General features: G+C 63.0%; 12 protein-coding genes. 5 read left to right on the top strand and 7 right to left on the bottom strand.

What is annotated here, in order from left to right:
• Positions 1 to 46: 46 nt before the first annotated feature.
• The 3 genes from AO716_RS06825 to AO716_RS06815 all read right to left on the bottom strand — a co-directional run bounded on the left by AO716_RS06825 (position 47) and on the right by AO716_RS06815 (position 3,932).
• The gene (locus AO716_RS06825; RefSeq protein ID WP_404321434.1) at positions 47 to 1,159 is read right to left on the bottom strand and encodes a BMP family protein; all 1,113 of its coding nucleotides are present in this window, start codon (positions 1,157 to 1,159) and stop codon (positions 47 to 49) included.
• Between the two features lie 236 nt (positions 1,160 to 1,395).
• Positions 1,396 to 2,541 carry an amidohydrolase gene (locus tag AO716_RS06820; RefSeq protein WP_404322170.1) on the bottom strand — a complete coding sequence of 382 codons (1,146 nt, stop codon included), beginning with the start codon at positions 2,539 to 2,541 and terminating at the stop codon, positions 1,396 to 1,398.
• 239 nt (positions 2,542 to 2,780) lie between these two features.
• Entirely contained in the window at positions 2,781 to 3,932 is a 1,152-nt protein-coding gene (locus tag AO716_RS06815; RefSeq protein WP_055240213.1) for a mannose-1-phosphate guanylyltransferase, read from the bottom strand.
• Between the two features lie 227 nt (positions 3,933 to 4,159).
• On the opposite strand from AO716_RS06815, the gene sdhC reads away from it, so the two are divergent.
• The 5 genes from sdhC (at position 4,160) to AO716_RS06790 (ending at position 8,520) form a co-directional block, all read left to right on the top strand.
• Positions 4,160 to 4,540, top strand: coding sequence for a succinate dehydrogenase, cytochrome b556 subunit (gene sdhC, locus AO716_RS06810; RefSeq protein ID WP_055240212.1), 381 nt, complete (start codon positions 4,160 to 4,162; stop codon positions 4,538 to 4,540).
• Between the two features lie 3 nt (positions 4,541 to 4,543).
• Complete coding sequence (locus AO716_RS06805; protein ID WP_055240211.1) at positions 4,544 to 5,011, top strand: succinate dehydrogenase hydrophobic membrane anchor subunit; 468 nt, start codon at positions 4,544 to 4,546, stop codon at positions 5,009 to 5,011.
• 63 nt (positions 5,012 to 5,074) lie between these two features.
• A complete protein-coding gene (gene sdhA / locus AO716_RS06800) occupies positions 5,075 to 6,841 on the top strand; it encodes a succinate dehydrogenase flavoprotein subunit (protein ID WP_055240210.1) in 1,767 nt (588 codons plus the stop codon).
• The gene (locus AO716_RS06795; RefSeq protein ID WP_055240209.1) at positions 6,841 to 7,617 is read left to right on the top strand and encodes a succinate dehydrogenase iron-sulfur subunit; all 777 of its coding nucleotides are present in this window, start codon (positions 6,841 to 6,843) and stop codon (positions 7,615 to 7,617) included. Before sdhA ends, AO716_RS06795 begins: the two co-directional genes overlap by 1 nt.
• 120 nt (positions 7,618 to 7,737) lie before the next feature.
• Positions 7,738 to 8,520, top strand: coding sequence for an alpha/beta hydrolase (locus AO716_RS06790; RefSeq protein WP_055240208.1), 783 nt, complete (start codon positions 7,738 to 7,740; stop codon positions 8,518 to 8,520).
• On the opposite strand, the gene AO716_RS06785 is transcribed toward AO716_RS06790, so the two are convergent.
• The 4 genes from AO716_RS06785 to AO716_RS06770 all read right to left on the bottom strand — a co-directional run bounded on the left by AO716_RS06785 (position 8,517) and on the right by AO716_RS06770 (position 11,588).
• Positions 8,517 to 9,005 carry a 2'-5' RNA ligase family protein gene (locus AO716_RS06785; RefSeq protein WP_235472022.1) on the bottom strand — a complete coding sequence of 163 codons (489 nt, stop codon included), beginning with the start codon at positions 9,003 to 9,005 and terminating at the stop codon, positions 8,517 to 8,519. The two genes, AO716_RS06790 and AO716_RS06785, sit on opposite strands and share 4 nt — an antisense overlap.
• Positions 9,006 to 9,104: 99 nt before the next feature.
• Positions 9,105 to 10,133, bottom strand: coding sequence for a tryptophan--tRNA ligase (gene trpS, locus AO716_RS06780; protein WP_055240207.1), 1,029 nt, complete (start codon positions 10,131 to 10,133; stop codon positions 9,105 to 9,107).
• Between the two features lie 12 nt (positions 10,134 to 10,145).
• A complete protein-coding gene (locus tag AO716_RS06775) occupies positions 10,146 to 11,000 on the bottom strand; it encodes an exodeoxyribonuclease III (RefSeq protein ID WP_055241939.1) in 855 nt (284 codons plus the stop codon).
• Between the two features lie 75 nt (positions 11,001 to 11,075).
• Entirely contained in the window at positions 11,076 to 11,588 is a 513-nt protein-coding gene (locus tag AO716_RS06770; protein WP_055240206.1) for a hypothetical protein, read from the bottom strand.
• Positions 11,589 to 11,693: the final 105 nt, after the last annotated feature.

The following is an 11,693-nucleotide window of genomic DNA, read 5'->3' as shown; positions in this document are numbered from 1 at the left end:
TAGTGCATCCGGACGGACGACGGTTCAGGGTTGCTGCTTGCCCTGCTTACTTGGGGCTGGCAGCGGATTCTACGGTGATTTCACCGGAGATGATCTTGGCCTTGATCTCATCCACGGCGGTCTTCACGTCGGCCGGAACAGCGTCTTCCTGGTCGTGGTACGGAGCCAGGGTTACGCCGCCGTTCTCCAGGGTGCCGATGTACGGGCTGGCGTCGAAGTTGCCGTCGACGTCCTCGGAGATAACTTCTTCAACGGCTTCGCCCATGAGCTTCATGACGGAGGTCAGGATGTATTCCTTGCCGTTGCCTGCGGTCTCAAAGCCATCGGAGTCAACCCAGATGACCTTGTTGGTGCCGCCGCCGGCATTCGCCTCTACAACAGCGTCGAGGGTGCCGGTGCCAACCGGACCGGCGACCGGCATGATGATGTCGGCGCCTTCGTTGATGAAGTTTTCAGTAGTGGTCTTGCCTGCACCGGTGTCGGTGAAGTTGCCGATGAAGGAACCGGTCTGGTCAGCCTTGTTCCAGCCCAGGACCTCGACGTTGGCGCCGTTCTCTTCGTTGTAGTAGGCAACGCCGTCGGCGAAGCCGTCCATGAAGATGGTGACGGTGGGGATGTTGATGCCGCCGTAGGTGGCAACCTTGCCGGTCTCGGACGTGCCTGCAGCTACGTAGCCGGCCAGGAATGCAGCCTGGGCCGTGTCGTAGATGATGGGCTTGACGTTGTCCAGCTCAATGGAGTTGTCATCGATGATGGCGAAGTGGCTCTCCGGGTTCGCCTCGGCCACTTCCTGGGTTGCATCGGCCAGGAGGAAGCCGACGGTGACGGTGATGTTGCAGCCGTTCTGGACAACCATGGAGTCCAGGTTCGGGCCGAAGTCGGTCTCGGACTGGGACTCAGCGGTCTTGATCTCGATGCCCAGATCGGTTTCCGCGGCCTTCAGGCCTTCGAAGCCGGACTGGTTGAACGAGCGGTCATCGAATCCGCCGGAGTCCGAAACCATGCAGGCCAGGAAGTCGCCGTTGGCGCTTGCCTCACCGCTGGATGCGGAATCTTCTTCCGGGGCGGCACCGCAGCCGGCCAGCAGAAGCGCCGATGCGCCCAGCATGGCGGCGGATACACCGGCATTGCGCTTGAAGCCGCGCGGGAAATTCTTCAATGTTCCTCCAGAAAAGAAATGGGTTCCACCGCATGATGTCTGCCGCGTGGCCCTCCGGACGGGTGGGCCTTTCGCTCAGGCGCGTGTGGTGCGCGCTCCTTCCCTCATGGAGCGCAGCAGACCTAACCTTAGTGGCACGGAGCACTATCCATGGCACAAACAGGTGACCTAGGGAACATTGTTTACATGTTGTTATCAATACCGGCCGGTAGGCGCGTCTTAATGGGGTAGTGGAGTCAGCGCCGCAGACCGCGCGCAGCACGGAGCGCTGCGGCCGCCATAACCGAAACGCCGCAGCTGATCGCCAGCTCGTCCGGGTTGTAATCCCCCCGGTGCAGGTCGAAGGTCTCCCCGCCCGGCGTGCGGGTTCCCAGACGCATCATTGCTCCGGGGATGGCCTGGGTCATCCAGGCAAAGTCCTCCCCGCCCATGGACTGCGGCGTGAGGACTACGGACTCCTCCCCCAGCTCCGCGCGGGCCGAGGCCTCAATGAGTCCGGTCTCGGCTTCAGAGTTGATGACGGGAGGAACGCCCCGGGTATGTTCAAGTGCCACTTTCACGCCGTAGGGCGCAGCGACTTCCCGCACCACGTCATCGAGCAGCTCACCGGCGGCGTGCCATGCCTCGGCATCGAGGCAGCGCATCGTTCCCGCCATAAAACCGTGGCCCGGAATCGCGTTGGGTGCGGATCCGGCGTGGATCTGTCCCCAGACCACTGAGACGCCGCTGCGGACATCAATCCGGCGGGAGAGGATGGCCGGAACGCTGACGGCAATCTGGCTCAGGGCAAAGACGAGGTCCTGGGTCAGGTGCGGCCGGGAGGTGTGCCCGCCCTGCCCGGAGAGTTCAATCCGGATGGTGTCCGAGGCGGAGGTAATCGCACCGATGCGGGTGCCTACCTGTCCGACGTCGACGCGCGGGTCACAGTGCAGCGCAAGGATCCGCGGGACGCCGGAAAGGACACCCTGCTCGATCACCGACAGTGCACCGCCGGGCATCACTTCTTCGGCCGGCTGGAAAATTACCCGGATCCGTCCGCCAAGTGTTCCCTCGGCGTCGAGCCTGGCCAGTACCCGGGCCGCGCCAAGCATGACGGTGGTGTGGATGTCGTGGCCGCACGAGTGCGCGATCCCGGTGTTCACCGAGGCGTAGGGCAGGCCGGTTTCTTCCAGGACGGGCAGTGCGTCGATGTCTGCGCGCAGCGCCAGCGCGATGGGGCCGTCGCCAATGTCCACGTACGCGCCGGTGTTTTCAAGCCGCTTGGGCTGGAGACCGGCCGCTTCGAGCGCCTCAACGATCCGGTCGGTGGTGCGGAATTCCTTGTGGGAGAGCTCAGGGTGGGAGTGCAGGTCCCGCCGGAAGTCAATCAGCTCACCCAAAATGGGAGCAACACTGCCCCGTATAGAAGGTACCGGTGAGCTGCTAAGTGGGGTTGTCTGCACGTATTCAAGGTTAGCCAACCTCAGCTTGCTTGCGGGAACTGGATGACTTTAAGACTTCCCACATCCCGATTGCGTGACGAAGGACGCTCAACGGGATCCCTTATAAACTGGGTTCCCTTATATAGGGAACCCAGCCGGCTGCACGCGTCCTGCGGCGGCCCTCGGCAACGCGGTACGGCCTAAAGGACGTCCGTGTCCCCGCTGGCTTTGAGGTGCTCCACGGCCTTCTTGACTTCCTGGGCGTGATCCTTTGTGGTGACGAGCAGGGCGTCGGGGGTGTCGACAATCACTACATCCTCGATGCCAATCAGTGCAATCACGCGTTTGGTATCGGACACAACGATCCCCGAGGCGTCCTCGGAATAGACCCGGGCACCCTCCCCCATCACGGTCAGTTCACTGTTCTCGGCCGCGGGGTTAAGCCGTCCAATCGCGGCGAAGTCCCCGACGTCGTCCCAGCTGAAGATGCCCGGGATCATGGCGACGTCGCCGGCCGCGGCAGCGGGCTCCGCAACTGCGTAGTCAATGGCGATCTTCGGGAGGGTCGGCCAGACCCGCAGCACAACCTCCCGGCGGTTCTCAGTGTCCCAGGCGTCTGCGATCTCCATGAGGCCGGCGTGCAGCTCCGGCTCGTTGGCCTGCAGGTGCTTCAGCATCAGTGCCACAGGTGCCACGAACATACCGGCGTTCCAGCTGTAGTTGCCGCTGCGCAGGTAACCCCGGGCGGTGTCTTCGGAAGGCTTCTCCACAAACTCGAGGACTGCGTGTGCACTCGGGGCGCCGTCGACCTCCAGCGCCTCACCTGCCTTGATATAGCCAAAGCCGGTGGAGGGATGCGTCGGGTGGATGCCAATGGTGACGATGTAGCCCTGTGCCGCGGTGTGGATCGCCTCACGCACGGTCTCCTGGAACACTTCCACCGGAGTAATCACCTGGTCGGCGGCGAAGGACCCCATGATGATCGACGGATCACGCCGGTAGAGGATCGCGGCAGCCAGGCCAATGGCGGCTCCGGAGTCCTTCGGCTCGGACTCCAGCACAAGGTTCTCATGCTGGATTTCAGGCAGCTGCGCCAGGACGGCTGTCCGGTGCAGCTGGCCCGTCACCACCATCACCCGGTCATCGCTCAGCGGCGCCAGGCGGTCGTAGGTGGCGCGGATAAGCGTGGACCCGGAACCTGTCAGGTCGTGCAGGAACTTGGGGGCGGCGGCACGCGAGAGCGGCCACAGCCGGGTCCCCACTCCACCGGCCGGGATCACGCCGTAGAAGCGTTCGAATATTTCGGCGTTCGAAGCCGGACCCGGGTTCACATTTGCAGTTTCAGTACTCATCAGTGCCAAGGTTAGCTGAGAGATACCCGTGGCCGGGGTGCAGACACGGGCCCGGCACCGCCGCCGGAAGCCTGCAGTGTAAGCCAGGTCACACAATAGGGGAACCTAAATTGATCCCGCTGCAACCGGGACCTAGATTATGCTTGAGCTTATAAGTGCTCTCGCATCGGCGTCATCACTGCGTGGAACACGCGCTAGCGCCGCTGCGATGCAGGGAGGAAAATTCAGTGTCGAAGTTACCAGCAGGCACGCTTTACCGCGGCCGCGAAGGCCAGTGGTCATGGGTGGCCCATCGAATTACTGGCGTGGTGATCTTCTTCTTCCTTTTGGTCCATGTTCTGGATACCTCGCTGGTGCGCGTGTCACCCGAGGCCTACAACGTGGTCATCGGAGCGTACAAGAACCCCATCATGGGCCTCGGTGAGCTCGGCCTCGTAGCCGCCATCGTGTTCCACGCCTTCAACGGCCTCCGGGTGATTCTTATCGACTTCTGGAAGAAGGGGCCCAAGTACCAGCGCCAGATGCTCTGGGGCGTGGTCGGCCTCTGGGTCGTGACCATGATCGGCTTCTCCATCCGCCACCTTCCCATCGTCTTCGGGGGTCACTAAGCCATGAGCACTCCTTCAGTTGAGGCCCCCCGGGCCGGACGCATCTCCCCCAAGTACACCCGCAGCGGGCCGGGCAAGGGCAACTTCGAGATGATTGCATGGCTGTTCATGCGCATCTCCGGCGCACTGCTCGTCATCCTGATCTTTACGCACCTCTTCGTGAACCTCATGGTTGGCGACGGCATCCACGCCGTCGACTTCGGTTTCGTAGCCGGCAAGTGGGCTTCCCCGCTCTGGCAGGTCTGGGACCTGGTCATGCTGTGGCTCGCAATGCTGCACGGCACCAACGGTGTCCGCACGATCATCAATGACTACGCGGACAAGAACTCAACCCGCATGTGGCTCAAGACGGTCCTTTACGCGGCCACCGTCGTCATCATCGTCCTTGGCACCCTGGTGATCTTCACCTTCGATCCCTGCCCTGCCAACGCCACCCTGGACCAGCTGCCGTCCTTCTGCCCCGCTCCTTAGCCCGGCAGGCACCGCAGCACTCCCTTAGAGCTACACACAGTTTCAACAGAAAGAGCATCTGGTATGCAGGTCCATAAGTACGACGTCGTCATTGTCGGCGCCGGCGGCGCCGGTATGCGTGCCGCCATTGAATCCGGACAGCGCGCGCGGACGGCGGTACTGACCAAGCTGTACCCCACGCGTTCCCACACCGGGGCCGCTCAGGGCGGCATGTGCGCAGCACTGGCCAACGTAGAAGAAGACAACTGGGAATGGCACACCTTTGACACCGTCAAGGGCGGCGACTACCTGGTAGACCAGGATGCCGCCGAGGTCATGGCAAAGGAAGCCATCGACGCCGTGCTGGACCTGGAAAAGATGGGCCTGCCCTTCAACCGCACGCCCGAAGGCCGCATTGACCAGCGCCGTTTCGGCGGTCACACCCGTGACCACGGCAAGGCTCCGGTCCGCCGCGCCTGCTACGCCGCTGACCGCACCGGCCACATGATCCTCCAGACGCTCTACCAAAACTGCGTCAAGCACAACGTTGAGTTCTACAACGAGTACTACGTCCTGGATCTCCTGACCGTGCAGGACAGCTTCGGCCAGAAGCGCGTTGCCGGCGTCGTCTCCTACGACCTCGCTACCGGTGAACTGCACGTGTTCCAGGCGAAGTCCGTGGTCTTCGCCTCCGGCGGTGCAGGCAAGGTCTTCAAGACCACTTCCAACGCCCACACCCTGACCGGCGACGGCATGGGCATTGCCTTCCGCAAGGGAATCCCCCTGGAAGACATGGAGTTCATCCAGTTCCACCCGACCGGCCTCGCCGGCCTGGGCATCCTGCTTTCCGAAGCTGCCCGCGGCGAAGGCGCGATCCTGCGCAACTCCGAGGGTGAGCGCTTCATGGAGCGCTACGCACCAACCATCAAGGACCTCGCTCCGCGTGACATCGTTGCCCGTTCCATGGCCAACGAAGTCCGTGAAGGCCGCGGCTGCGGCCCGAACAAGGATTACGTCCTCCTGGACCTGACGCACCTGGAACCGGCTCACATCGATGCCAAGCTCCCGGACATCACCGAGTTCGCCCGCACCTACCTTGGTGTTGAGCCGTACACCGAACCGGTTCCCGTGTTCCCGACGGCGCACTACGTCATGGGCGGCATCCCCACCAACATCAAGGCGGAGGTGCTGCAGGACAACGACACCGTCATCCCCGGCCTCTACGCTGCCGGTGAGGTTGCCTGCGTCTCCGTCCACGGTTCCAACCGCCTTGGCACCAACTCGCTGCTGGACATCAACGTCTTCGGCAAGCGTGCCGGCATCTACGCCGCCGAGTACGCCCTCCAGGCTGACTTCGTCGACCTGCCGGAGGATCCGGAAGCAGACACCATTGCCCTGCTGGACACGGTGCGCAACTCCGAAGGCACCGAGCGCGTTGCCGAGATCCGCCGCGACCTGCAGAACACCATGGATGCCAACATGCAGGTGTTCCGCACGGCCGAGACGATCAACAAGACGCTCTCCGACATTGCGGACCTGGAAGAGCGCTACAAGAAGATCAACGTCCAGGACAAGGGCAAGCGCTTCAACCTTGACCTGCTGGAAGCCGTTGAACTCGGCTTCCTGCTGGAACTGGCAAAGGTCATGTCGGTCGCAGCCCTTCACCGCGAGGAATCGCGCGGAGGGCACTTCCGCGAGGACTTCCCGGACCGCGATGACGAGAAGTTCATGCTGCACTCCATGGCCTACAAGGTCGACGAGGCAGAAAACGCCGAGCACACGGCAGGCATCCGGCTCGATACCAAGCCGGTCATTTTCACGCGCTACGAGCCGATGGTGAGGAAGTACTAATGACAACGGAAGTCGCTGAGCCGGCCTCGAAGATCGATCTGGCTGAATCAAGCGCCAGTGAAATCCCCTCCTTCGACATCACGCTGAAGGTGCGCCGCTACAACCCCGAGATCTCCGACGAAGCCCACTGGGATGAGTGGACGCTGACCATGTACGGCACGGACCGTGTGCTGGACGCCCTGCACAAGGTCAAGTGGGAGCACGACGGCACTGTCTCCTTCCGCCGTTCCTGCGCCCACGGTGTCTGCGGTTCTGATGCAATGCGCATCAACGGCCGTAACCGCCTGGCCTGCAAGACCCTGCTGAAGGACCTGGACACGTCCAAGCCGATCCTCGTCGAGCCCATCAAGGGCCTGCCGGTGGAGAAGGACCTGATCGTGGACATGGAGCCGTTCTTCCAGTCCTACCGCGAGATCATGCCCTTCCTGATCTCCAAGGGCCACGAGCCCACCAAGGAGCGCCTGCAGTCCGCTGAGGACCGCGAGCGTTTCGACGACACCACCAAGTGCATCCTCTGCGCTGCGTGCACGTCCTCGTGCCCGGTGTTCTGGACTGACGGACAGTACTTCGGTCCTGCAGCAATCGTGAACGCGCACCGCTTCATCTTCGATTCCCGTGACGATGCAGGTGACATGCGTCTGGAAATCCTGAACGACAAGGAAGGCGTGTGGCGCTGCCGCACCACCTTCAACTGCTCGGAAGCATGCCCCCGCGGCATCCAGGTCACCAAGGCCATCTCCGAGGTCAAGCAGGCCATCCTGAACCGCTCCATCTAGTTCAGGGCCCAACCCGCTTTCGAAGGCGGAGGAACCGATCCGGTTCCTCCGCCTTTTGCGTACCCGGAGCAGGCCGTTCCCGCTCAGGGGCCCAGCCGGGCAGCAGATAGGGTTGGGACCATGCCAGAGTTTGAATCAGTTTCCTTTCCCGGTGTCAACGGCACCACCCTGGCCGGCACCCTGGATGTGCCGGACGGCGACCCCCTGGGCTGGGCCGTGTTCTGCCATGGGTTCGCGCTGGGCAAGAACAGTGCTGCCGCCTCACGCATCTCAAAGGCGCTGGCAGAGCGGGGCATCGGAGTGCTTCGCTACGACGCCGCCGGGCTGGGCCGTTCGACCGGCTCCTGGGAAGACGGATCATTCACCACCAAGGTCACCGACCTGCACAATGCAATGGACTTCCTGCGTTCCTCGGGCCGTCCGGCAACCTTGCTGATTGGCCACTCGCTGGGCGGGGCTGCTGCCCTGGCAGCAGCGGCCAGCGAAGACTCACTGGCGGCCCTGGTAACGATAGGCGCCCCGTTCCGGCCCTCCCACGTGGCCCACCTGTTCGAGGACGAACTGGAGACCATTGCTGCCCAGGGAGAGGCAGACGTCGAGCTGGGCGGACGCACGCTGACGATCCGCCAGGAACTGGTCGAGGACCTCAACGGTCACGACCTTCGGGAATGCATCAAGTCCCTGGACCTGCCGCTGCTGGTGATGCACTCCCCCACCGACGAGACAGTGGGAATCGACAATGCCTCGGAGATCTTCAACGCCGCACGGCATCCGCGCAGTTTCGTCTCCCTGGAAGGCTCCAGCCACCTGATGCCGGACAGGGAACAGACCACCCGTGCAGCGGAAATCATCGCAGCATGGTCCGGAATCTACCTGCGGCAGGCCCGGGAGCAGGTTCCCTAGCCCTTTAGCGCCATTTCCTCACGCAGGACCCACAGACCGTGCGGATCGTGTTCAAACACGCCGATCCGGTCCACGGTGAAGCTCGCTTGGTAATCCCGCAGGGTGTCCACGGCATTGTCCATGCTGGCTTCCGAGACGTCGTGGGCCACGGTTACGTGCGGGTGATACGGGTACGGGATCTGGTGGTCCAGCGGCCCCGACTGCAGCTGTTCATGCAGCTGCGCGCACTCAGAGAAACCGTCCTCAACCTGCACGTACACCACTGGTGTGACCGGCCGGAAGGATGCCGCACCGCGCAGGGTGACAGTGAAGGGCGCCTGGGCGGAAGTCACCTCCCGCACATGCTGCAGGGCGGAGTCCCAGTCCGGAGCCGGCGTGGTGGTGACCAGGGTGATGTGCGCCGGGATGACGGAGGCCATCGGGTCACCGAATGAAGCGCGTGCACGCCGCAGCTCCGACGCCATGGGCTCTGGAACGGGGATCACAATCCCCACCCAGCAAGGACTTTCGGGCATCCGGCCACCGCCGCCGCGGGCTGCGCCGGTTGAGGTCTGGACGGTGGAGTTCGTGTAGCCCATGGATGCTTAGCGGGCGGTTGAACCCAGTGGAAGGAAACCGATCTTCTCGTACACATCGGCAAGTGTAGCCGACGCCGTCTCCCGCGCTTTCAGCGCTCCCTTTGCCAGCAGCCGGTCCAGCTCTGCCGGATCATCCAGCAGCGCCAGGGCCCGCTCGCGGATAGGACGGATGTGCTCGGTAACAACTTCTGCCAGGTCAACCTTCAGGTGTCCGTACATCTTGCCTTCGTACTCCTTCACCAGTGTGTCGATGCTTCGGCCGCTGATCAGTGAGTAGATGGAGAGCAGGTTGGAGATGCCCGGCTTGGTGTCCCGCTCGAACCGGATCTCCGTGCCGTCGTCAGTCACGGCGGACTTGATGCGCTTGGCAATCACCTTGTCCGGATCCAGCAGGTTAATCAGGCCTGCCGGAGATTCAGCTGACTTCGACATCTTTGCCGCAGGGTTCTGCAGGTCGTAGATCTTTGCGGATTCCTTCTGGATAAACGCTTCAGGAACCGTAAACGTGTCTCCGTAGCGGGTGTTGAACCGCTTGGCCAGGTCCCGGCTGAGCTCAACATGCTGGCGCTGGTCCTCGCCCACGGGCACACCGTGGGGCTGGTACAGCAGGATGTCCGCAACCTGCAGGATGGGGTAGGTGAACAGGCCTACGCTGGCGGCGTCAGCTCCGAAGCGCTGCTGCTTGTCCTTGAACTGCGTCATCCGCGACGCTTCGCCGAAACCCGTGAGGCAGTTGAGCACCCACGCCAGCTGGGCGTGTTCGGGAACCTGGGACTGGACGAACAGGGTGGCGTTGTCCACGTCCACGCCGCCGGCAATGTACTGGGCTGCGGTGACGCGGGTGCGCTGGCGCAGGTCCGCCGGGTCCTGCGGCACCGTGATGGCGTGCAGGTCGGGGATGAAGAAGTACGCGTCGTACTGCTCCTGCAGGCGCACCCAGTTCACCAGGGCACCAAGGTAATTGCCCAGGTGGAGGGAATCCGCGGAGGGCTGCATTCCGGAGAGAATGCGCTGGCGGGCGGGGGTCTGCGTCATGATCTTTTTGCCTCAGAACTTGTAATCGACAACCACGGGGGCGTGGTCACTGAAACGGGAGTCGTACGTGGCTGCGCGGTCGACGACGGCGCTGACGGCACGTTCGGCGAGGGCGGGAGTGGCCATGTGGTAATCGATGCGCCAACCGGCGTCGTTATCGAATGCCTGGCCTCGCCAGGACCACCAGGTGTATGGGCCGGGCACCTCACCGGCGAGTTTGCGGGCCACGTCGACGTAGCCGATCTCGTCGCTGAAGAACCGGTCGAAGTAGGCACGTTCCTCGGGCAGGAAACCGGCGCGCTTTACATTGCCCTTCCAGTTCTTGATATCCAGCGTGGTGTGGCCGACGTTCAGGTCTCCAACGATCAGGGCGTAGTCGCTGGTAGCGGCAAGGACAGGCAGCCGGGCGGCCATGACGTCCAGGAACCGGTACTTGTCCTCCTGCTTGGGAGTTCCGGCCTCACCGGAATGCACGTAGGCGCTGACCACGGTGAGGATCTTCTCCTCGCCCTCCACGGTTACCTTGAAGTCAGCTTCGACCCAGCGGCCGGACAGGGCGAAGTAATCCTCGCCAATGTGTTCGCGGACGGCAACGGGTTCGGAGCGGGAAACGATGGCAACGCCGGCGCGGCCCTTGGCCTCAGCCTCGGCATGCAGGATGTGCCAGTCGCTGCCCAGCAGTTCCCGGACAATTGCGTCCGGAGCCCGCACTTCCTGCAGGCACAGGATGTCCACGCCGCGTTCGGCCAGCCAGTCGGCCATGCCCCGCTTGTAGGCGGCACGGATGCCGTTGACGTTGACGGTTGCGATCCTCAAGGCGGAAGATCCCGCTGCCGGTTCCGTTCCGGACTCCCCTGTCGATGCCATGCTCACGCGAAATACCTTACCCCTCAGTAGCTGTGTGCCCGGACGGCGCTGCACAGCGCTGTCCGGTGCCGTGCCCTAGTCGACTACGGTGCCCTCAACCGGGCCGCCCTCGTCTTTCTTCATCATGCCGCGGGCATTGTGCGCGGTGATCTCTATGGTCTCGATCGCGCGGGAAACCTGGCCGGCGTCGGTGCCGAGGTTGTCGCGGATCACCTTGGACTGCACCTGGATGATCTTGAAGCTGTGATCCAGCTTCTGGTCCCGGATGAGGGTGGCCTCATCCATGACCTCCACGGACGGAGCTCCGCCGGCGGCGCGGTTCAGTGAATCCTGAGCCTGGGCCAGTTTGGCTCCGGCCTTGCGGGCGGCGCCGCGGATGCTGAAGACAACAAAGGCGAACAGCAGCAGCCAGCCCAGGGAGATGATCACCACCAGCCAGCCAACGACGTCGTTCTCATTGGCGGCGAAGAGCACGGCAACAATGAACACGAAGACCATTACGGTGGTCCCGATCGTGGCCATCTGGCGGCTGATTCCCCGGCCGGGATTAGTTGCTGACGGCGTCTTGCCGTTACGGATCGACTGCATGGCCCCATTCTCTCAAATTTTCAGGGCGTATCTTTCCGTCTTACCCCCTCGGCGAAACGAGATGACAGTTACGGCCCTTTTGAGGCCTGAAAAGAGCCGTAACTG

It is taken from the genome of Arthrobacter sp. Edens01 (genome assembly GCF_001307035.1).
In the GTDB taxonomy this organism is placed as follows: domain Bacteria; phylum Actinomycetota; class Actinomycetes; order Actinomycetales; family Micrococcaceae; genus Arthrobacter_B.
The sequence above is the reverse complement of the archived record's forward strand: the minus strand, read 5'-3'. Positions and strand labels throughout refer to the sequence as shown.